Raw genomic sequence first — 21,418 nt, forward strand, 5'->3', positions numbered from 1 at the left:
TTGGGTCTGGAAGGGCCAGCGCATTCATGGCCCACCTGAACATTGTGACAGATCGCCCGGGGGACGCCACTCGATACGAAGAAACAAACCGATACAATGCGCAACCCGCGCGCGGATTAACGATTCCGTCACAACCGGGACTCCCGCCCCTGCTCCACCTGCCGCCTCCGTCCTTCATGCGCCCTGCTGCTCCTTCTGCCAACACCTCCCTGCCCTCCGGCACGGCACGTCACTGGCGCCGATTGGCCTGGTGGTCGCTGTTCGTGGCCGGCAACGCGCTGCTGGCGATGGCGATCACGCTCGGCAACGTACCGCTGGCCGACAACCCCGGTGGCGCAATCGGCCTGGTTTACCTGTCCGTCGCTCTGCCGGGGCATCTGCTCGCCTTCGGTGCCCTCGCAGGCCTGCTGCCGCTGCTGCTGGGCCTGTGGCAGCGCAGCACGCGCACGCTGAGCATCAGCGCCGTGCTGCTGCAGGGCCTGTGGCTGTGCCTGCTGCTGGTTGATGCGAAGGTTTTCACTCTGTATCGGTTCCACCTCAATGCCATGGTGGTGAACATGGTGTTCGGCGGCGCGCTGCAGGACCAGGTCGCGTTGTCCTGGAAAACCTGGCTGCAGGCCGGACTGCTGGTCGCCGCCATCTTCGCCGCCGAAGGCCTGCTGGCCTGGGCATGCTGGAAGCTGTTGCCCGCCCTGCCCCGCCGCCGCCGGGTCCTGCAGGCCTGGGCGGTGGTCGCTCTGCTGATGGGGGGGGGCCAGGTCGCCACCGCCTACTACGATGCCCGCGGCGACCGCGACGTCATCGCGCAGTGGAACTACCTGCCCTGGGCGCAGCCGATCACCGCCAAGAGCTTCATGCGCAAACTGGGCGTTGTCAGCGAACAGCAGGCTGGCCTGCCTGACCCGCGCCATGCGCAGCTGCTGTATCCGCTGCAGCCCCTGCGCTGCCAGAACCCACATCGGCCGAATGTGCTGATGGTGGTGCTGGAGTCGCTGCGCCAGGACGCCATGACGCCGCAGCTGATGCCCAATACGACGGCACTGGCACAGGCTTCGCGCGTGTACGACCAGCATTTCAGCACCGGCAACGCCACTCGCTACGGCCTGTTCGGCCTGCTCTACGGCCTGCCCGGCGGCTACTGGCAGAGCATGCTGGACGAACAGCGCGGCTCGCAGCTGTTCCAGGTGCTGGGCCAGCAGGGCTACGACCTGCACCTGTACGGCAGCGCGCCGCTGTACAGCCCGGAGTTCGACCGCACCGCCTTCGCCGACGTACGCGACCAGCTGCACCAGGGCCCCTCCGCCCTGACACCCGACAAGCGTGACGCAGCCATCGTCACCGCGCTGCAGAACGACATCCGCACCAGCCAGGCCGCGCAGCACCCGTGGTTCGGCTTCGTGTTCCTCGACTCCACCCACGCCGGCTACCACCTGCCCGCCAGCTACCCGCCGGTGGCCACGCCGATGGCCAAGGAGATCGACTTCCTGTCCTTCGGCCCGGACCACGACCCGACGCCGGAGCTCAACCGCTACCGCACCGCCGTGCACTACGCCGACAGCCTGGTCGGCTCGCTGCTGGACGACCTTCGCGCACAAGGCCTGGCCGAGAACACCATCGTGCTGGTCACCGGTGACCATGCCGAAGAGTTCAACGACCTCAAGCTGAACTACTGGGGTCACAACGGCAACTTCTCCGACTACCAGCTGCAGGTGCCGTTCGTGCTGCACTGGCCTGGCCAGGCCAGCGGCCATGAGATGCGCACCAGTTCGCATGAGGACTGGGTGCCGACGTTGATGCGCCACGCACTGGGCTGCGAGAACGCCCTGAGCGACTTCAGTACTGGCCAGGACCTGCTGGCTGCGCCCACCACCAGCGAACGTGCGCTGGTGGTGGAGAGTGGTCGCATGCGCGCGGTACGCCATGGCGATGCCATCTACGTGTTCGACAAGTTCGGCAACGCCACCGCGCTCGACCGGCACTACCGTCCGCTGTCGCAGCAGGCACCGGACGCCGCCGCCATCCGCTCCGCATGGGAAGCGCTGACCCGCTTCCGCAACCGCTGAACTTCAAGGACCGATCCTGCATGAACCGTCCGCTGCGTATCCTGCATACCGAAGCCGCCAAGGGAATGGGCGGGCAGGAGATCTATATCTTCCGGCACATGCAGGTGATGCGCGCGCGTGGCCATGAAGTGTCGTTGCTGTGCCAGCCCGATGCGCGCCTGGCCACACTGGCACGCGACGACGGTTTCACCGTGCATACGCTGCGCATGGGAGGCCTGGCACGCCTGCTGCGCGGCGTGTGGTCGGTATCGCGACTGGTGCGCCGCGAACGCTACGACGTGGTCAACACCACCAGCCGCCGCGATGCGCTGATCGCCGCCGCCGGTGCACGCCTGGGCGGCACGCCGCTGGTGGTGCGCTCGCGCCACCTGATGAGCCCGGTCAATTCGCTGCTGACCTATACCGGGCTTCCGCACCGGGTGTTGACCGTCAGCAGCTTCGTCAAGCAGCTGCTGGCCGACCGTGGCATTCCGGCCGAGCGCATCGGCATCGTGCCGCCGATCGCGGTTCCGCCGCGCTGGAGCGAGATCCGCAAGGCCGATCCCTGGCAGTGCCTGCAGGACGCGCGCGCAGGTGCGTGCCGAACTCGGTTTCGGCGAACAGGACATCGTGGTCGGCTGCGTGGCGGTACTGCGCGAGCCCAAGGGCCATGCCGACCTGCTGCAGGCGATGATCCCGCTGTGCAAGGCCAACCCGGACCTGCACCTGGTGATCGTCGGTGATGGCCAGGCCGTGACGGAACGACTGCAGGCGATGTGCGCCGAGCACGGCCTGCAGCGCCAGGTGCACCTGCTCGGCTACCGCGATGGAGCCTGCCGGCTGATGGCCGGCTTCGACATCTTCGCGCTGGCCTCGCACAAGGAAGCGGCCGGCACCGTGTTCCTGGAAGCGGCTTATGTGGGCGTACCGATCGTAGCCACGCGGGTGGGTGGCGTGCCGGAGATGGTGGTCGATGGCAGCAATGCGATCCTCACCCGTTTGGGAGACAATGCCGCCCTGACAGGTGCCTTGCGCCTGCTGGTGGACGACCCGGAACGGCGGCGGCAGATGGGCCGCGCTGGCTGGGACTGGATGCACGGCGCACACCGCTTCACGCCGGACGGCCACGGTGAAGCCACCGAACACTACTACCACCAGTGGCTGAAGGAGCTGGGACATGGCTGATGCGCGAACCGTTCCGGTGCTGATGCACCACCATGTCAGCCCTTCGCCGGGCATGATCACCGTGTCGCCGGAAAACTTCGAAAGCCAGATCGCGTGGCTGGCAGGCAATGGCTGGACCTCACTGACGCTGGACCAGTACGCCGGCTTCCTGGCCGGCAAGCCGGTGCCGCGCAAGTCGATCGTCATCACCTTCGACGATGGCTACCTGGACAACTGGGTGTATGCCCATCCGATCCTGCAGAAGTACGGCATGCATGCCGTGGTGTTCGTGGTCACCGGCTGGATGGGCGAAGGCCCGGAACGTCCGCATGCCGGCATTGCCGGAGCGACGCTGCCGTCGACGCCGGACCATCGCGGCTGCGAAGCGGCGATCTACGAGCAGGACCGCAGTGACGATGTGATGATGCGCTGGAGCGAAGCACGTGCAGCCATCGCCGCCGGCACCTTCGAAGTGCATTGCCACACCCATACCCACACCCGCTGGCTGCGCCGTGACGATCTGGACCGTGCGCAGCGCCGTGCGGGCCTGAGCCGGGATCTGGCGATCTCGCGCGAAGTCCTGCAGGACAAGCTTGGCGACGTGTCCGATACCTTGTGCTGGCCGTACGGTGATTTCGACCAGGATCACATCGAAGTGGCGCGCGAGCAGGGCTTCCGCTACCTGCACACCACCCACCCGTTCGGCCGCAACGTGATCGGTGGCGACCCGGAACGCATCTATCGTTTTGCGATCCGCAACCGCCCGGCCAACTGGCTGCGCAAGCGCATCCGCTTGAGTTACAACCCGCTGATCGCGCCGCTGTTCAATGGGTTCAAGGCACGCCAGAAGAAGATGGTGCCGGGGCCCTGAGCACGCCATCCTCCCGGGCCGCCGCAAAAGAAAACGCCCCGGAATTCCGGGGCGCATTCTTTGTACGGATGTGCAGTCGCCTCAGCTGGCGGCTTCACGCACCGCAGCGGACAAGCGGTCCAGCGTCTGCTGCATCAGCGTAGCGTCATCGGCTTCCACGGTGACCCGAACCACCGGCTCGGTACCGGACGGCCGCAGGAACGCGCGGCCACGGCCGGCTACGGCCTGCTGCGCCACGGCCAGCGCGGACTGCACGCTTTCAGACTGCACCGTGGCCTTGGCTGAGACATTGCCCAGGCGCACGTTGACGGTCTTCTGCGGCACCCGCACCAGGCCCTTCAGTGCCTGGCGCAGGGTCTGCCCACTGTTGCGCAGCGCGACCAGCACCTGCAGAGCGCTGACGATGCCATCTCCGGTGGTGGCCCGGTCCAGGCACAGCAGATGGCCCGACGCTTCACCACCGAGTACACCGCCGCCTTCGACCAATGCCTGGTGCACGTAGCGGTCACCAACGTTGCTGCGCACGAACGGGATCTGCAGATCGGCGAAAGCCTTCTCCACGCCGTAGTTGCTCATCAGCGTGCCGACCACCGGGCCGCGCAGGCGGCCTTCGTCCTTCCAGGCGCGGGCCAGGATGTACAGCAGGTCATCACCGTCGACCGGGTTGCCCTGGTCGTCGGCCATCAGCACACGGTCGCCATCACCATCGAACGCGATGCCGAGATCGGCACGGGTCTCGCGGACTTTGGCCGCCAGGTTGTCGATATGGGTGGAACCCACACCGGCGTTGATGTTGACGCCGTTGGGCTCGGCACCGATGCCGATCACCTCGGCCCCCAGTTCGCGGAACAGCAGCGGTGCGATCTGGTAGGTGGCGCCGTGTGCGCAATCCAGCACCAGGCGCACGCCACGCAGGTCGAACGCGCGCGGCACGCTGGCCTTGCAGAACTCGATGTAGCGGCCGACCGCTTCACGCGCACGCGATGCCTTGCCCAGCTTCTCCGATTCGGCGGTGGTGAACGGAACGTCCAGCGCCGCTTCCAGGGCAAGTTCGGTGGCATCGTCGAGCTTCTCGCCCTGGGCCGAGAAGAACTTGATGCCGTTGTCGTAATGCGGGTTGTGCGAGGCGCTGATGACGATGCCGGCGTCCACGCCCAGCGTGCGGGTCAGGAACGCCACCGCCGGGGTCGGCATCGGCCCCAGCAGCTGTACGTCGGCGCCGGCGGCGACCAGGCCGGCTTCCAGTGCCGCTTCGAACATGTAACCGGAAATGCGGGTGTCCTTGCCGATCACCACGATCGGCCGGCGCCCGTCCTGGCCGCGCTGGGCGACCAGGACACGGCCCAGGGCATTGCCCAGGCGCAGCACGAAGTCGGCCGAGATCACGCCCTGGCCGACCCGCCCACGGATGCCATCAGTACCGAAGTACTTGCGGCCTCCCATCAAGCCACCTCCGGCGCCGGCTGACGGCCCAGCATTGCCAGCAGATCGGACAGGCGGTCGCGCATTTCGCGGCGGTCGCAGATCTGGTCGATGGCACCGTGCTCCAGCAGGAACTCCGAGCGCTGGAAGCCTTCCGGCAGCTTCTCGCGCACGGTCTGCTCGATCACGCGCGGGCCGGCGAAGCCGATCAGCGCCTGCGGTTCGGCGATGTTGATGTCGCCCAGCATCGCGAACGAGGCCGACACACCACCGGTGGTCGGGTGGGTCAGCACCGAGATATACGGCAGGCCCGCTTCACGCAGCTTGCCCAGCGCGGCCGAGGTCTTGGCCATCTGCATCAGCGAGAACAGGCCTTCCTGCATGCGCGCACCGCCACTCTGCGAGAAGCACACGTACGGAGCACCGATCTCGACCGCGGTTTCGGCGGCCAGCGCGAAACGCTCACCCACCACCGAGCCCATCGAGCCACCCATGAAGGCGAAGTCGAACGACGAGGCCACCAGCGCACGGCCCTTGAGCAGGCCGCGCATGGCGATCAGCGCGTCGTACTCGCCGGTGTTCTTCTGCGCGATCTTGATGCGCTCGCTGTACTTCTTCTGGTCCTTGAACTTGAGCAGGTCGGTCGGGCCCAGGCGCGCACCGATCTCGGTGGTGCTGTCGGCGTCGAACAGGGCGGCCAGGCGCGCACGTGCGCGGATCGCCATGTGGTGGCCGCACTTCGGGCAGACCTCCAGGTTCTCTTCCAGTTCCGGACGGTACAACGCGCTGCCGCAGTTGCTGCACTTTTCCCACAGGCCCTCGGGGACACTGCGCTTCTTGCTGGGGGTGTTGTCGGTGCGGATGCCGGACGGCATCAACTTGCTGAGCCAACTCATGCGGGAGGACACTTCCGTTCAGGGCGGCCCAAGGGCCGCAAAGGCGGACAGTCTAGCTCCGCTTTCCCCGCCCGTGCACCCCCTTGCCGGACACGGGGCCGCCGGAAAAAACCATGCTGGGACGTACGTTTAGGTGCGGGAAAGTGCCAGCCGCTGGCCGGCAACCCTTGTCGCACACGCGGCCCAGGCGTGTGCCGGCCAGCGGCCGGCACTACCCCTCAGGCGTCCAGCGCCTGCCGCAGCGGAGCCAGGAAGGTTCGAGCGCTGTGCGGCCTCTTCAGCCGAGCCCGCTTCGGCCAGCGCCGCCACCAGCGCGCTGCCGACCACCACGCCGTCGGCCTGGCGGGCCATCGCCGCAGCACTGTCGGCATCCTTGATGCCGAAGCCGGCCACCACTGGCACCGAAGCGCGCGCGCGCAGGGCCTGCAGGCGGGCACTGGCGGCATCGCTGTCCAGGCGCTCGGACGCGCCGGTGACACCGGCAAAGCTGACGTAGTAGAGGTAGCCACGGGCCAGCGCCAGCAGCTTGTCGGCGCGCCTCGCTGGTAGTCGGCGACGCCAGCAGGACCAGTGCCAGGCCCGCTGCATCGAAGGCCTGCTGCGCTTCGCCGGCTTCTTCCGGCGGCAGGTCGACCAGCGGCACGCCGTCCACACCTGCCTCCACGGCTGCCGTTGCGAAGGCCGCGTAGCCATGGATCTCCACCGGATTCAGGTAGCCCATCAGCACCACCGGCGTCTGAGCGTCACGCTCGCGGAACCGCGCAACGGCCTGCAGCACGTAGCGGCTGCCAGCACCACGCGCCAGCGCGCTCGGAGCTGCGCTGGATGGTCGGGCCGTCGGCCATCGGGTCGGAAAACGGCACGCCCAGTTCGATCACGTCGGCGCCGGCCTCGACCAGTGCGTGCATGACCGGCACGGTCGCCTCCAGCGAGGGATCACCGGCGGTGATGAAGGGAATCAGCGCCTTGCGCTGCTGTTCGCGCAGACGCAGGAAACAGGCATCGAGTCGGGATACGGGCATTTCAGGCACATCCTTCAATCAGTTCAATCGCATCGCTGGTTCCCCAGTACATCCGGGTGACCTTCCCTTCAAACAGTTCCAGGCGGATACCCAGGTCCGAACCCGGGTCCTGCCAGGTGAGGTACTCGCCCTGGTCACCGTCGTAGGCATGCGGGCTGGATACCGGCGGCTTCGGGAACTGCGCCATGGCCTGGGCACGGGTCATGCCGATGCGCAGGCCGAATGGACCGGGCTGTTCAACCGGCAGTTCCGGGTCGTCGCCCGGCTTCAGATCAAAACGGACCACGCGGTCGTCGTCGGTCATCATCGACACGCCCGGCGGCAACCCCCTGCCGTCGTAGTACTCGCAGTCGCCTTCGAAGAACTCTTTCGCGCCCTGTGCCTTCCAGGGCCCCAGTGACTTCAGGTCCCCCATGTGCTGGCCGACCAGCACTTCGCCGGCATGGTCCAGTGCCACCGAGGCGACGGCGGGGGCGTTGTCGCCGTTGCTCTCTTCCGCAGACGGCGGATCGACGATCGGCGTACGCGCCATCGGGTCGAGGTCATCGTTGGCGGCCGGCTGCTGTGCGGACTGCGCGGTGGCTTTGGCGGCCGGCGCAAGCACTGGCGGTTCCGGCGGCTGGCACGCGGCCAGGCCCAGCACCAGCAGAAGCACCCCGCTGTTCCGCAGCAGCGCGCTCACAGCACCAGCCCTTCGCGCGCGGCGATGGTGTGCACGTCCTTGTCGCCACGGCCGGATAGATTGCAGAGGACGATCTGGTCACGCGGTCGCTCACGCGCCAGCTTGATCGCCTGTGCCAGCGCATGGCTGGATTCCAGCGCCGGCAGAATGCCTTCGGTGTGCGCCAGCAGGTGGAAGGCCTGCAGCGCTTCCTCATCGGTGATGCCGAGGTAGCGCGCGGCCGGTATCGGCCAGGAACGCGTGCTCCGGCCCGACACCCGGATAGTCCAGGCCGGCTGATACCGAGTGGGTCTCGATGATCTGGCCGTCGTCGTCGCACAGCACATAGGTGCGGTTGCCGTGCAGCACGCCGGGGCGACCCGCCGCGATGGAGGCGGCATGGCGACCGGTGCTGATGCCATCACCGGCAGCTTCGGCGCCGACGATCTCGACCTGGCGATCGTTGAGGAAGGCATGGAACAGGCCGATGGCATTGCTGCCGCCGCCGACGCAGGCGGTGATCGCATCCGGCAGGCGGCCGTACTCGGCCAGCATCTGCTCGCGTGCTTCGCGGCCGACGATGGCGTTGAAATCGCGCACCATGCGCGGGTACGGATCCGGACCAGCCACGGTGCCGATGATGTAGAAGGTGTCCTGCACGTTGGTCACCCAATCGCGCATCGCTTCGTTGAGCGCGTCCTTCAGGGTGGCCGAGCCGGAGGTGACCGGCACCACCGTCGCACCGAGCAGCTTCATTCGGTAGACGTTGATCTTCTGCCGCTCGATGTCGGTGGCGCCCATGTACACCACGCATTCCAGGCCCAAGCGCGCGGCAACGGTGGCACTGGCCACGCCATGCTGCCCGGCACCGGTCTCGGCGATGATGCGCTTCTTGCCCATCCGCGCGGCCAGCAGCGCCTGGCCGATGGTGTTGTTGATCTTGTGCGCACCGGTGTGGTTCAGGTCCTCGCGCTTGAGCAGGATCTGCGCACCGCCGACATGATCGCTCAGGCGCTGGGCGTGATAGATCGGGCTCGGCCGGCCCACGTAATGGGCCAGGTCGCGGTCGTAAGCGGCCTGGAATGCCGGGTCCTGGCGGGCCTGGTCATAGGCCTGGGCCAGTTCCTGCAGCGGGCCGACCAGGGTTTCGGCAACGAAGCTGCCGCCGTAGCGGCCGAAGTGGCCCTGGGCATCCGGGAAGGCGTGGTAGTCGGCAATGGGGGAGGCAGACATGGAAGCGACCGCTGGTTCGAGACAGGTGGATACTCTAGCGCACGGGTCGTGACCGGAAAATGGATATTATCTGGCGCATATCGTCAGGAAATCTCACATGAGTCGTTCCCTGCTGCCTCCCCTCAATGCGCTGCGTGCGTTCGAGGCCACCGCCCGTCTGGGCGGGGTTGGGCGCGCCGCGCAGGACCTGCATGTCACCCACGGCGCGGTCAGCCGGCAACTGAAGCTGCTGGAGGATCATCTCGGCCTGGCATTGTTCCAGCGTGCCGGCCGCGGGCTGCGTCTGACCGCTGCGGGCACGCGACTGCAGGCTGCGTGCAGCGAGGCGTTCAGCGGCATCGAAGACTGCGTGCGCGAGCTGCGCCGGCCGACGGCGGCCCCAGCACTGGTGCTGGGCTGCAGCGGCAGCGTACTGGCGCGCTGGATGATCCCGCGCCTGCCCGTGCTGCAGGCCGCCCTGCCCGGCGTGCGCCTGCAGTGGTCGGCGCTGGATGGCAGTTTCACCGAAGCACAGGCGGCGCTGGATGCCGTGCTGCTGCTGGCGCAGGGGCCGTGGCCACGGGGCTGGCAGGTGCGTGAGCTGGCGCCGGAACGGGTCGGCGTGGTGGTGGCACCCTCGCATCCGGCCGCGCAGCGCCTGCGGCAGGTACCGCCCTCGGCGCTGCTGCAGGAAACGCTGCTGCACACCAGCTCACGGCCACAGGCGTGGCCGGCGTGGGCGCAGGCGCACGATCTGGACACCGCGAAGCTGCAGCTGGGCACCGCTTTCGAACATCTGTACTACCTGCTGGAAGCAGCCGTGGCCGGGCTGGGCCCGGCGATCGCACCGGAGCCACTGGTGGCCGAAGATCTGGCAGCAGGCCGGCTGGTCGCACCGTGGGGGTTTACCGCCACCGGCGGCTTCTGGGTGCTGGCGCGGCCGGATGGCCCGGCCGATGCACGGGTGGACGCCCTGGCCGACTGGGCAGCAGCACAGCTGCAATGAGACGAGGCCCCGGGCGGCGTTCACCGCCCGGAGCCGGCAACACAGGCCTCAGCGACCGCCCATCGCGACCCGCTGCTGCTCCTCATGCACCTGCTGCTGGTGCGAAGGATCTGCCAGCAGCTTGGCACTGGTCTGCTCCAGCGACGGCGGCGCCTGGGCCAGGTCCACCGCGGTGCGGAAGCCCGGCGTCGTGCCCATCACGAACGCCTTGCCATCCTGCACCGTGATGCTCTGCAGCTTGTCGGCCGCGTCGATTCCGTTCTGCTTTGCATGCAGGGTGATATTGGCGGCAGCCTCTTCGGAAAACACGCTGGGAAGCTTGCTGCGGACGGCGTTGTGCAGTGCGTGGTCCGGATGCGATGCATCGTTCAGCGACGGCCCCTTCGGTACAGCCGCTGCAGGTTCATGGCCCTGCGCACGGCCCGCCGCCAGCGCGGCAGCGGTCTGGCGACCGACAATCCCATCGGCCACCAGCCCCTGCTGTTTCTGCAGCGCGATCACCGCTTCGCGGGTGTGATCACCAAAACGACCATCCTCTGACAACCGATGGCCCTGCGCATCACGCACACCGAGCTGGTTGAGAGTCTGCTGCAACGCCTGCACGTCCGCGCCACGCTGCCCCTGCTTCATCACCTCGCTGGCGGCCGCGTGTGATGCAGCCGGCTGCACGGTGGCGGTTGGCCGGGACAGCGCAGGTTCGCCATTGCCGTGCAGCGGCGCGCACCTGGAATTCCGGCTTCGGTGTCAGCGCACCAACGATGCGGGTGCTTCCGCCATCCCAGTACCCGCCCGGCCGGATGGTGACTTCGGCCGGCCCGGTGCTTCCCTGTGAACCGATGAACTGGATGTTTCCCTGCGCGTCGTAGCCTTTGAAAATGCCGACATGCTGGCCCTGCGACGAGGAGAACATCAGGATGTCGCCCTGCTTCAGCGATCCGTTCGGTTTGCGTGCTTCGGCAGCCGAGGTCACATCGAAATGCTCGCGTGCGTAAGCCGTGGTGTTCGCACCATTGAACAGCGTCGACGTAGTGAACCCCGCAGCGTTCTCGCCACGCACGTCGTAACCCGCGTTCTTCAGGCCGCGCCATACGAACGCCGAGCAATCCACGCCGAAGCGTCCGTCACCATCGAGGTCACGCTCCAGCCGGCTGCTGTCGCGACCCGGGCGCGGATGGTCCGGGCGCCCGTATTCGTACTGGCGGCCTGAGGCCATGAAATGCTGATAGGCCTCGTTGTAGAGTGCGGCACTGCCGACTGCAGCCGCGGCCTGGCCCGCAGCGGGCGCCGCCGCCGAAGGCGTCTGTACCTGCGGTTGGGTCTGGGTCTGCACGGGCGCAGCCGCCGGTGTGCGCGTGGGAGGCTGCTGCGTGGCAACCTCGCCCGGCTGCCAGCCCTCGAAACGGCGAATGCCGTCGGCCAGCACTTCACGCTCGCGCACGCTCATCTGGCCGACGGTCTTCGAGCGCAGGTCGACACCCTGGCGATCGCCTTCGGCATAGATGGTGGCCGCCTGCTCCTTGTGGTGGGTGGTGCCGCTGTAATCCTTGGTGGAGTAGCTCGGCAGCATTTCCTCCACGGTCTTGTCGCCGAACCGGCGTTCGAGCAGCTGGATCTTCGCCACCCGGCCGGCTTCATAGCTTTCGAAAACCGCGTTGCCCCATTGGTCAAGATCGACCACGCCCTTGTAGCGCCCCTGCGCCGATTCCAGCGCCTGCTCGCGGGTACGCGGATTGGTTACCGTCTTGTCCGCGCTGCCGGCGAATTCAAACTTGAGGTTGCCAGGATTGTTGTTGCGCCACGAGACGCTGCCGCCTGATCGTTCGACGACACTGCCATCGTCCATTTCCAGCGTGCGCGTGGTACCTACGCTGCTGATCAGCCGGGTGATTTTTGGATCCGACATGAGCTGTTCCTTTGCCAGTGGTTGATTGGACCGCTCCCCTGGCGGTGATTACATTCCGTTGGAAAACACGTCGAGCACGTCCGCACTGACCCAGCCCTGTGCGCAGTTCCCGGCGTAACGTCCCGGCGCCGCCGCATGGCAGGCCTCGCCCCCCGTGGTCGCCAGGCCAGTGATCGGCCTGTCGCCATAGGTGTCACACAACGTGTTGCCCTTGCACTTGCCGACCGTCGCAGCGGGAACCGCAACGACGTAATAGAACAGCGGATTCTGTCCGGTGCGTCCGATGCCCTGCACGCAGACCAGCTGCCCCTTCGACAGCTTCGCGGTCACGCTGGCCTTGCTGCCGGTGGATGGCACCGCACTCAACGTCTCCACGCCCTTGGCATCGGCTACGCCAGCGAAGAAACCCTGGTCGCCACAGTCCGGCGACAGTTCGACATCGTAGAAATCACCGCTGTCCACATCGCCCGCCGTGCAGCCGCTGCCTGTACTGGCGTTGCTGCATTTCACGCCACTGGCCTGGATCAGCGCAGCCAGGCCGTCGGCTGCCGGTGCTGCCGCCGGAACCGTGGCCGGTGCTGTGGCAGGTGCATCTGCCGGTGCGGCAGCGGCCGGTGCCGATGCGGTCGGGGCGGATGAGTCACCGGCCGCACACGCGCCCAAGGCAAGCAGCAGGCTGGGCACGAGCGTCAGGCGGGCCAGGCGGATACGGCGGGAAGAGAGATGGGGCATATCCATTGCGTCCTCGTTCGAAAGGTAGGGCGTATATCAAGGGTGCGGCCAGCGACACGCACACGGCATCGCACCCAGCCAAGACAGGCTGGGCGCATTGTGTCCGATCAGATGTTCGGGGGGTGTCGACTTTTTGGCGCTGGAACCTGAATCAACCGAAAGCGTGATACTCATCGCATTCAGGATTCGCCCGCCTTCACGGCACGGCGGGCCGCACCGTCGACGATGACATTCCGGGTGACCCCTCAGGTGACGCGGATCACTCCAGAACGGTGCAATCCGCGCGACGCACTTCTTCGACGAAGGTGCGCATCTTGTAGCCGTCCTTGATGCCCGGCTCCAGCTCGATACCGCTGGAGACGTCCACGCCCCACGGCAGCGTCGCCAGCACGGCATCGTAGACGTTCTCAGGGTTCAGGCCACCGGCCAGCAGGAACGGCCGGTGCAACCCGGTCGGAACGCGGCCCCAGTCGAACGCCACGCCGGTGCCGCCACCGCCACCCGGGGCGTGGCTGTCGAACAGGAAGCCGGCAGCGCTGGGGTAGCGCAGCTGCAGGGTGCGGGCGTTGACCTCTTCACGGCCGCCCATGGCGATCGCCTTCAGGTACGGCATGTTGAAGCTGCGGCAGAAGCTTTCGTCTTCCTCACCATGGAACTGCAGCAGGGTCGGACGTACCGTACGCAGCACCTCGCGCACTTCCTCCTTGCTGTTGTTGCGGAACAGCGCCACCACGTCGACCATCGGCGCGATCGCCTGGCGCATCGCGCGGGCCTCGGCCGGTGCAACCCGGCGGCTGCTCTCGCGGGCAAAGATGAAACCCACTGCGTCCACGCCCAGCTCACCGGCCAGGCGGACGTCGCCGGCACGGGTCATTCCACAGAACTTGATGCGCGTACGGTAGTAGGAACGGCTCATAGCGTGACCTCGGCGGGCAGATGCCAGTTGTCGGGGTACAGGGGCCCAAGGAACACCAGGCCCTGCGGCGGTGCGGTGGGACCAGCTACGGTGCGGTCGCGCCCGGCCAGCAGTTCGGCGATCCATTCCACCGGTTTTTCGCCGCTGCCCACCAGGATCAACGATCCGACGATATTGCGGACCATGTGATGAAGAAATGCATTGCCACGTACTGCGACTTCGATCACTTCGCCATGACGGCTGACCTGCAGCGACTGCAGTTCACGCCGCGCATGCAGCGCCTGGCACTGCACCGAACGGAACGCGCTGAAGTCATTCTCACCAAGCAATGCCTGGCCGGCGGCATGCATCAGGGTCTCGTCCAGCGCACGGCGCTCCCAGCTCAGGGTCTGCCGGTCCAGCGCAGGCCGTACCTCGCGGTTGAGCAGACGATAGCGATAGCGGCGCGCACGCGCGGAGAAGCGGGCGTGGAAATCATCGGCCACCGGCACGCACCAGCGCACCGCGATCGAGCGCGGCAGGCGGGTGGTGGTGCCGAGCATCCAGGCGCGCGGATCGCGCACCACGTCGGTATCGAAATGCACGACCTGGCACTGGCCATGCACGCCGGCATCGGTACGGCCGGCGCAGATCACCTGCAGCGGCGCATCAGCCACCGATGACAGGGCCTGCTCGAGGCTGGCCTGCACGCTGGGACCACCCTCGCCCAGGTTCTGCCAGCCCCTGAAATCGCTGCCGTCGTACTCGACGCCAAGCGCATAACGCATGTGCTACCTCGATGTTGCGGATGGGGCGGCGCTCACGCCGGATCGCGTTCGGACCAGACCGCCAGTTCGTTGCCACCGGGCTCGACGAACTGGAAGCGGCTGCCACCGGGGAAAGAAAACACCGCGCGCACGATCTCGCCGCCGGCGTCGCGCACGGCGGCCTCGACCGGTGCCAGTGCGTCGGCATACAGCACCAGCAGCGGTGCACCGCTGTCGCTGGCCCGCTGCGGCTGGCCACGGAAGAAGCCGCCCTGCAGGCGGCCATCGTCGAACGCCGTGTAGTCGCTGCCGTAGTCGACGAACGACCAGCCGAACACCTTCTCGAAGAAGGCACGGCTGGCAGCCGGGTCGCTGGACGCGAATTCAACGTAGTCGATGCGGCGTTCGCGGCTCATGGCAAGGTCCTTGTCGGCAGATTCGGTCACGGCAGGCGGGCCAGCAGTTCGCGGGCCTGGGCCTGGCTGTGCAGGTCACCGCCTTCGGCGACTTCCAGCAACAGCGTGCGCGCCGTCTGCGCGTCGCCCAGATCGAGGTAGGCAATGGCCAGTTCCAGGCGCTCCTGGCCGGCACGTGGCGACCAGCCGGCGTCGCCGGCAGGCGCGGCCGCGCTCGACGCGATGTCGTCGGAATGAGAGGCCTCGATGCTGCCATGGTCGATGCCGTCGATGGCTTCGGGATGAGCGGCATCCGCCGGCGCCTCGTTGTCATGCGCGTCGGCCGGCAGATCGAACACGCCGCGGAACTGCGGCTGCTGTTCGGCATGCAGTGCGTAATCCGGCACCGCCACGTCGGCCGGCGCCTGCAGTACAACGCGTTCGTCCTGCAGCGGCACGGCGACGGCAGCCTCGTCGGCGGTGGTTGCGGAATCGTCCCAGCGCGGCAGATCGGTCACCGCTTCGGGCAAGGCCACCGCGTCCTCGTCGCGCAGCGTGTCGGCCTGCCAGTCGGCCCGTACCGCGCGCTCGGCGACAGGTTCGGCGACCACTACGTCGTGCACTTCGGTTTCGGTCGCCCAGTCGGGCATCGCCGGTTCCTGGCGGCCATTGCCGGCAACAGCCGATGACCACGAGGACTGCTCGGCCAGCGTATCCAGCGCCGCACCCGCCGGCACCGCTGCGGCCAGGCCGGCGGCATCGTCTTCCTCACGCAGCGGCGGCAGCGGCGACGGCTTGCGACGACGCAGCAGCCAGGCGGCGCCCGCCGCCAGCAGCAGGACCGGCAGCCCCAGCCAGTACCACGGCGTTGCCGCATCGCGGGCATCCGGTGCCTGCGCCAGGCGCTGCTGCGCGGCGGCCAGGTCGTTGTCCTTCATCGCGATCAGCGACTGCTGCTGTTCCTTGAGCTTTTCCAGGTCGGCCACGCGCTGCTTCAGCTCGCCGATCTCGGCATCGCGGGTGGCGATGTCCTCACGCGCCTGGCGCAGTTGTTCGTTGCCCAGCATGTCACCCTCGCTGCCGGCAGCGGTGCCGGTGGTTGTGCCCACGTGCGCGGCGTCGGACGCCAGCGCCGGAGCGATCTCAAGTCGTGCCCCATTGGCCGCAGCCGGGGAAGAAGCGTTCGTGGCTGCCGCCCTGGCAACCGGTGCGGCCATGCCCACCGGTTGCGGCACGGTACGTGCCTGCCGCCATTGCGCGGCATGCTCGCGCACGAGCGTCGCCGCTTCGGCAGCGTCGACCGCAGCAAGCGCATCACTGCCGGGCATGCGCAGCACCGCACCCTGCTTGAGCAGGTTGACGTTGCCGCGGATGAAGGCTTCGGGATTGGCACGCAGCAGGGCGATCATCGCGCGGTCGCGACTGACCTGGTTGCCACGTGCCACCGCACTGGCGATCTCCGACAGGGTCTGCCCGCGCTGCACGGTGATGCTGCCATCGGCCGCCGGTGCAGCAACTGGCGCGGAGGCCGCACGCGGGCGTGCCGGTGCTGGCGCCACCGCTGGTGGCGGCGTCGTGGGCGTCTCTGCTGCTGGCACCGAAGCCGGTGCAGGTTCGCGCACGATGGTACTGGAGAGCGTACCGGCCGGCGCGACGATTTCCGGCTCGGCCACGGCCAACGCACTGGGCGGCGCATCGACCAGTGCCGAGTACTCACGCACCAGGCGGCCCTGGCCCCAGTCGGCTTCGATCAGGAAGCTGAGCGACGGCGTCTCCACCGGCGCCTGCGAGGTGACGCGCACCACCGCCCTGCCCTGCGTGTCGCGGGTCAGTTCGAACTGCAGTTCACTGACCAGTCCGGTTGGCCGCTGCAGGCCGACACGTTCGAAGGTGACCGGTGAGGCCAGCGCCACGCGCAGGTTTTCCAGTTCGGACGGGTCCGCCGAGACCACCGGGATTTCGGCCAGCAGGGGCTGGCCCGGCTTGGACAGGACCCGGATGTCGCCCAACCCCAGGGCAAGCGCCGAACTGCTGGCCAGGGCGAGCAGTGCGGCGGACAGATAGGTGAGCGGGCGCTTTGCGCCCTTGGCCCGTTTATTCATGGGCGACACTATAAAGCGTGCGGACCGGGGTCCGCACCCACCGATGGGAGACCTTCGGTAGTGCCGGCCGCTGGCCGGCACACACGCACGCCCCCATCACGGCAATACCGGCCAGCGGCCGGCACTACCGGTGAGGCAACCGCTGTGATCAGCGCTGCTCGGCGGCGACCAGCTCGGCCAGCTGCACGGCATTCAACGCCGCGCCCTTGCGCACGTTGTCCGACACGATCCACAGGTTCAGGCCGCGCGGGTGCGACAGGTCCTCACGGATGCGGCCGACGTACACCGCGTCGGTGCCCGACGCATGCGTGACCGGGGTCGGGTAACCACCGGCTTCGTGACGATCGACCACTTCGATGCCCGGCGACTGCTCCAGCAGCGCGTGCTTCGGCCACGGTGACCTTATCGCGGGTCTCGATCGCGACCGACTCGGAGTGGCCGTAGAACACCGGCACGCGCACCGCAGTCGGGTTCACCAGGATGCTGTCGTCGCCGAGGATCTTGCGGGTCTCCCAGATCAGCTTCATCTCTTCCTTGGTGAAGCCGTTGTCCTGGAAGTCGTCGATGTGCGGAATCAGGTTGAAGGCGATCTGCACCGGGAAGCGCTGCGGATCGATTTCCTGGAAGCTCAGCAGCTGGCCGGTCTGCTTGCCCAGTTCCTCGGTGGCCGAACGGCCGCCGCCGGACACCGACTGGTAGGTGGAGACGTTGATGCGCTCGATGCCGTACTTGCGGTGCAGCGGTGCCAACGCCACCAGCATCTGCATGGTCGAGCAGTTCGGGTTGGCGATGATGCCGCGCGGACGGTTGGCGACCTGCTCCGGGTTGACCTCGGACACCACCAGCGGCACGTCATCGTCGTAACGGAAGGCCGAGGAGTTGTCGATCACCACCGCACCGGCGGCGGCGAACTTCGGTGCGTATTCCTTGGACACGCTGCCGCCGGCCGAGAACAGCGCGATCTCGACGCCGCTCGGATCGAAGGTGGCCAGGTCCTGGACCTTGACCTTCTGGCCGTTGAACTCGATCTCGCCGCCGGCCGAACGCTCGGAAGCGAGGACACTCAGGGTACCGACCGGGAAATCACGCTCGGCCAGGATCGACAACATGGTCTCGCCGACCGCACCGGTGGCACCGACGACGGCGACGTGGAAACTGCGCTGTGCATTGCTCATGGGGGAAACTCTCACGAAAACGGGGATGGGGAAAAACACGCACGACAGCTGGGTTCGGGGAACCTCCTCAAGCGGGACGCGCGGAGGTTCCCTATCGTTTCCCGGTTTTTTTGCCCAGAGTCACGCGCGCGGCCATCGCCGCGTCAGCGTTGATCGCGCTCGGCATGCGCGACGGACCGCCGTCGAGGCCGAGCCCGGCAACCAGATTATCCACGGCCAGCTGTACCATCGCCGTGCGTGTGGCCAGCGAGGCGCTGCCGATGTGCGGAGTGAGCACGACGTTGCGCAGCGCCAGCAGTTCGGGGCGTACCTTTGGCTCGCCTTCGTACACATCCAGACCCGCTGCAGCAAGGCGGCCGTTGGCCAGCGCATCGGCAAGCGCGATCTCATCGACCAGGCCACCGCGGGCGATGTTCACCAGCGTCGCCGACGGCTTCATCTTCGCCAGCGCGGCGGCATCGATCAGGTGGTGCGAGGCCGGGGTATACGGCAGCACCAGCAGCAGGTGATCGGACTGCGCCAGCAGCGTGTCCAGGTCCACATAACGGGCCCCCACCTCCGCCTCGGTCGCGGAGTGCAGCTGCGAGCGGTTGTGGTACAGCACCTTCATGCCGAAACCATGCGCGCCGCGGCGGGCGATGCCCTGGCCGATGCGGCCCATGCCGAGGATACCCAGCGTGCTGCCGTGGATGTCGGCACCGAGCATGGTCTGGAACGACCACTGCTGCCACTGGCCTTCGCGCAGCCAGCGCTCGGATTCAGTGATGCGGCGCGCGGTGGCCATCAACAGAGCGAAACCGAGATCGGCGGTGGTTTCAGTCAGGACGTCCGGGGTATTGCTGGCGAGGATGCCGGCCGCGCTGAGCGCGTCGACGTCCAGGTTGTTGTAGCCGACCCCGACATTGGCGATCACCTGCAGCTGCGCGGCATCGGCCACCTGTGCCGCGCCAATGCGCTCGTTGAGGGTGATGATGGCGCCGTCGGCGCTGGCCAGCTGTTCGGCGATCTGGTCGGGCGACCAGGCGGTGACGGTGTCGGTGCTGCGCAGCTGCACGAGATCGCGCAGCGGCGCGATGGCCGCGTCGATCAGCGGCTGGCTCACCCACACGGTCGGCCGCGTGTCAGCCATCGATCTGCCCGGGAATGCGCGGGGTGATCGTGCCGACATCGCCGCACTGCGCGCGATGACGCAGCGCCTGGTCCATCAGCACCATCGCCACCATCGCCTCGGCGATCGGGGTGGCGCGGATGCCGACGCAGGGATCGTGGCGACCGGTGGTGACCACCTCCACCACGTTGCCGGCCGTGTCCAGCGATGGGCCCGGCAGGCGCAGGCTGGAGGTCGGCTTCAGGGCGATCGAGGCGACCACCGGCTGGCCAGTGGAAATGCCACCGAGGATGCCGCCGGCATGGTTGCTGGCGAAGCCCTGCGGGGTCAGCAGGTCGCGATGTTCGGTGCCCTTCTGTGCGGCGCTGGCGAAACCGTCGCCGATCTCAACGCCCTTCACCGCATTGATGCTCATCAGCGAGGCGGCCAGTTCGCCATCGAGCTTGCCGTAGATCGGCTCGCCCCAGCCTGGCGGCACGTTGTCGGCCACCACGTCAACGCGCGCACCGACCGAATCACCGGACTTGCGCAACGCATCCATGTACGCCTCCAGCTCGGGCACCTGTGCGGCGTGCGGCCAGAAGAACGGATTGTCTTCCACCGCCGACCAGTCGAAACCGGCCGGAGTGATGTCGCCCAGCTGCGACAGGTAGCCGCGCACGGTCACGCCGAAGCGCTCGGCCAGCCATTTCTTGGCGACCACGCCGGCGGCCACGCGCATGGTGGTCTCGCGCGCGGAAGAACGACCGCCACCGCGCGGGTCGCGGATGCCGTACTTGTGCCAGTAGCTGTAGTCGGCATGGCCCGGGCGGAACTGCTGGCCGATGTTGGCGTAGTCCTTGCTGCGCTGGTCGGTGTTGCGGATCAGCAGGGCGATCGGCGTGCCGGTGGTCAGGCCCTCGTACACGCCGGACAGGATCTCGACCTCGTCCGCCTCGCGGCGCGCCGAGGTGTGGCGGCTCTTGCCGGTAGCGCGACGCTGCAGGTCGTGAGCGAATTCGGCCGCGTCCAGCGCCAGCCCCGGAGGGCAGCCATCGATCACGCAGCCGATGGCCGGCCCGTGCGACTCGCCGAACGTGGTGACGGTGAACAGCTTGCCGAACGAATTGGAACTCACGGGCGCTGCGCCGCCAGTTCGGTGATGCGCGCTGTGGGCGATCAGCTCACGGCATTCGACCGCGAAGATGCCCATCTGGCCAACCTTGAATTCGATCCAGGCGAAGTCGACTTCCGGCAGCAGCTTGATCAGGTGCTGCTCGGATTCGCCCACTTCACAGATCAGCAGACCGTCTTCGCTCAGGTGCAGCGGCGCATCGCGCAGGATCTTCAGCACCAGGTCCAGGCCGTCGTCGCCGGCACGCAGGCCCATCTCCGGCTCGTAGGAGTATTCCTGCGGCAGGGCATCGGTCTCGTCGTTGGTGACGTACGGGGGGTTGGTGACGATCAGGTCGTAGTGGCGACCGGTCAGGCCGTTGAACAGGTCCGACTTGAGCAGGGTCACGTTGTGCGCCTGCAGGCGTTCCTTGTTTTCCTCGGCCAGCGACAGCGCGTCGTCGCTCAGGTCGACACCGTCCACTTCCCAGTTCGGGTAATAGTGGCCCATGGCGATGGCGATGCAGCCCGAACCGGTGCACAGGTCCAGCGCACGGCTGACATCGCGGCCGGCCAACCACGGCTCGAAGCCGCACTCGATCAGTTCAGCGATCGGCGAGCGCGGCACCAGGGCGCGCTTGTCGCTCTTGAAGCTCAGACCGGCGAACCAGGCCTCACCGGTCAGGTAGGCGGCCGGGATGCGTTCGTCGATGCGACGCTGGAACAGTTCCAGCACACGCACCTTCTCTTCCTGCAGCAGGCGCGCCTGGCCGTACGCCGGGCCGAGGTCGTGCGGCAGGTGCAGGCTGTGCAGCACCAGCTGGGTGGCCTCGTCCAGCGCATTGTCGTAGCTGTGACCGAAGGTCAGCCCGGCTTCGTTGAAACGGCTGGTGCCGTAGCGGATCAGATCGATGATCGTGTGGAGTTCGGCGGCCGTTTCAGCGGTCATGGCG

13 protein-coding genes and 6 pseudogenes are annotated in these 21,418 nt (G+C 67.5%); 4 read left to right on the plus strand and 15 right to left on the minus strand.

The features are described 5' to 3' along the window. Positions 1–176 precede the first annotated feature (176 nt). The 3 genes and pseudogenes from ACZK2V_RS16305 (at position 177) to ACZK2V_RS16315 (ending at position 4,077) form a co-directional block, all read left to right on the plus strand. The gene (locus ACZK2V_RS16305) at positions 177–2,063 is read left to right on the plus strand and encodes a DUF3413 domain-containing protein (protein ID WP_486322588.1); all 1,887 of its coding nucleotides are present in this window, start codon (positions 177–179) and stop codon (positions 2,061–2,063) included. A gap of 20 nt (positions 2,064–2,083) precedes the next feature. Then, positions 2,084–3,227, plus strand: a pseudogene (locus ACZK2V_RS16310) (glycosyltransferase family 4 protein). Further along, the gene (locus tag ACZK2V_RS16315; protein WP_032128254.1) at positions 3,220–4,077 is read left to right on the plus strand and encodes a polysaccharide deacetylase family protein; all 858 of its coding nucleotides are present in this window, start codon (positions 3,220–3,222) and stop codon (positions 4,075–4,077) included. The pseudogene ACZK2V_RS16310 and the gene ACZK2V_RS16315 overlap by 8 nt, the downstream one beginning before the upstream one ends. Positions 4,078–4,158: 81 nt before the next feature. Here ACZK2V_RS16315 and glmM read toward each other — a convergent pair whose 3' ends face one another. The 5 genes and pseudogenes from glmM to trpB all read right to left on the minus strand — a co-directional run bounded on the left by glmM (position 4,159) and on the right by trpB (position 9,311). After that, on the minus strand, positions 4,159–5,520 hold the full coding sequence (gene glmM, locus ACZK2V_RS16320) for a phosphoglucosamine mutase (protein WP_032128253.1): 1,362 nt from the start codon (positions 5,518–5,520) through the stop codon (positions 4,159–4,161). After that, the gene (gene accD, locus ACZK2V_RS16325; protein ID WP_005410473.1) at positions 5,520–6,395 is read right to left on the minus strand and encodes an acetyl-CoA carboxylase, carboxyltransferase subunit beta; all 876 of its coding nucleotides are present in this window, start codon (positions 6,393–6,395) and stop codon (positions 5,520–5,522) included. Before accD ends, glmM begins: the two co-directional genes overlap by 1 nt. Positions 6,396–6,613: 218 nt before the next feature. Further along, positions 6,614–7,417 (minus strand): annotated as a pseudogene (gene trpA, locus ACZK2V_RS16330) (tryptophan synthase subunit alpha). Position 7,418: 1 nt separating this feature from the next. Further along, on the minus strand, positions 7,419–8,099 hold the full coding sequence (locus ACZK2V_RS16335; RefSeq protein ID WP_049423832.1) for a hypothetical protein: 681 nt from the start codon (positions 8,097–8,099) through the stop codon (positions 7,419–7,421). Next, positions 8,096–9,311: pseudogene (gene trpB / locus ACZK2V_RS16340) on the minus strand (tryptophan synthase subunit beta). The gene ACZK2V_RS16335 and the pseudogene trpB overlap by 4 nt, the downstream one beginning before the upstream one ends. A 97-nt stretch (positions 9,312–9,408) precedes the next feature. Here trpB and ACZK2V_RS16345 point away from each other — a divergent pair. Next, positions 9,409–10,296: a LysR family transcriptional regulator gene (locus ACZK2V_RS16345; protein ID WP_032128249.1), complete on the plus strand. Its 888-nt coding sequence runs from the start codon at positions 9,409–9,411 to the stop codon at positions 10,294–10,296. A 48-nt stretch (positions 10,297–10,344) separates the two neighbouring features. Here the strand turns inward: ACZK2V_RS16345 and ACZK2V_RS16350 are convergent. The 10 genes and pseudogenes from ACZK2V_RS16350 to prmB form a co-directional block, all read right to left on the minus strand. Continuing rightward, positions 10,345–12,199 (minus strand): annotated as a pseudogene (locus ACZK2V_RS16350) (C40 family peptidase). 48 nt (positions 12,200–12,247) lie between these two features. Continuing rightward, positions 12,248–12,937 (minus strand): hypothetical protein, encoded by a 690-nt coding sequence (locus ACZK2V_RS16355; RefSeq protein ID WP_080355441.1) that lies wholly within the window; start codon positions 12,935–12,937, stop codon positions 12,248–12,250. A gap of 253 nt (positions 12,938–13,190) precedes the next feature. After that, positions 13,191–13,847, minus strand: coding sequence for a phosphoribosylanthranilate isomerase (locus tag ACZK2V_RS16360; protein WP_019660598.1), 657 nt, complete (start codon positions 13,845–13,847; stop codon positions 13,191–13,193). Beyond that, a complete protein-coding gene (gene truA / locus ACZK2V_RS16365; protein ID WP_134952017.1) occupies positions 13,844–14,614 on the minus strand; it encodes a tRNA pseudouridine(38-40) synthase TruA in 771 nt (256 codons plus the stop codon). The genes ACZK2V_RS16360 and truA overlap by 4 nt, the downstream gene beginning before the upstream one ends. Before the next feature lie 32 nt (positions 14,615–14,646). Continuing rightward, a complete protein-coding gene (locus ACZK2V_RS16370; protein WP_032128247.1) occupies positions 14,647–15,009 on the minus strand; it encodes a VOC family protein in 363 nt (120 codons plus the stop codon). A gap of 26 nt (positions 15,010–15,035) precedes the next feature. Beyond that, positions 15,036–17,090 (minus strand): FimV/HubP family polar landmark protein, encoded by a 2,055-nt coding sequence (locus ACZK2V_RS16375; protein ID WP_201116920.1) that lies wholly within the window; start codon positions 17,088–17,090, stop codon positions 15,036–15,038. Between the two features lie 148 nt (positions 17,091–17,238). After that, positions 17,239–18,265 (minus strand): annotated as a pseudogene (locus ACZK2V_RS16380) (aspartate-semialdehyde dehydrogenase). A gap of 91 nt (positions 18,266–18,356) precedes the next feature. Further along, the gene (locus ACZK2V_RS16385) at positions 18,357–19,394 is read right to left on the minus strand and encodes a 2-hydroxyacid dehydrogenase (protein WP_201116921.1); all 1,038 of its coding nucleotides are present in this window, start codon (positions 19,392–19,394) and stop codon (positions 18,357–18,359) included. Next, on the minus strand, positions 19,387–20,490 hold the full coding sequence (gene aroC, locus ACZK2V_RS16390) for a chorismate synthase (protein ID WP_154264094.1): 1,104 nt from the start codon (positions 20,488–20,490) through the stop codon (positions 19,387–19,389). The genes ACZK2V_RS16385 and aroC overlap by 8 nt, the downstream gene beginning before the upstream one ends. Then, positions 20,487–21,414 (minus strand): annotated as a pseudogene (gene prmB / locus ACZK2V_RS16395) (50S ribosomal protein L3 N(5)-glutamine methyltransferase). Before prmB ends, aroC begins: the two are co-directional and overlap by 4 nt. Positions 21,415–21,418: the final 4 nt, after the last annotated feature.

The organism is Stenotrophomonas sp. 93052_Sma (genome assembly GCF_056481145.1).

Coding starts and splice junctions, on each gene's coding strand:
- ACZK2V_RS16305 (WP_486322588.1), top strand. CDS start 177: ATGCGCCCTGCTGCTCCTTCTGCCAACACCTCCCTGCCCTCCGGCACG.
- ACZK2V_RS16315 (WP_032128254.1), top strand. CDS start 3,220: ATGGCTGATGCGCGAACCGTTCCGGTGCTGATGCACCACCATGTCAGC.
- glmM (WP_032128253.1), bottom strand. CDS start 5,520: ATGGGAGGCCGCAAGTACTTCGGTACTGATGGCATCCGTGGGCGGGTC.
- accD (WP_005410473.1), bottom strand. CDS start 6,395: ATGAGTTGGCTCAGCAAGTTGATGCCGTCCGGCATCCGCACCGACAAC.
- ACZK2V_RS16345 (WP_032128249.1), top strand. CDS start 9,409: ATGAGTCGTTCCCTGCTGCCTCCCCTCAATGCGCTGCGTGCGTTCGAG.
- ACZK2V_RS16355 (WP_080355441.1), bottom strand. CDS start 12,937: ATGGATATGCCCCATCTCTCTTCCCGCCGTATCCGCCTGGCCCGCCTG.
- ACZK2V_RS16360 (WP_019660598.1), bottom strand. CDS start 13,847: ATGAGCCGTTCCTACTACCGTACGCGCATCAAGTTCTGTGGAATGACC.
- truA (WP_134952017.1), bottom strand. CDS start 14,614: ATGCGTTATGCGCTTGGCGTCGAGTACGACGGCAGCGATTTCAGGGGC.
- ACZK2V_RS16370 (WP_032128247.1), bottom strand. CDS start 15,009: ATGAGCCGCGAACGCCGCATCGACTACGTTGAATTCGCGTCCAGCGAC.
- ACZK2V_RS16375 (WP_201116920.1), bottom strand. CDS start 17,090: ATGAATAAACGGGCCAAGGGCGCAAAGCGCCCGCTCACCTATCTGTCC.
- ACZK2V_RS16385 (WP_201116921.1), bottom strand. CDS start 19,394: ATGGCTGACACGCGGCCGACCGTGTGGGTGAGCCAGCCGCTGATCGAC.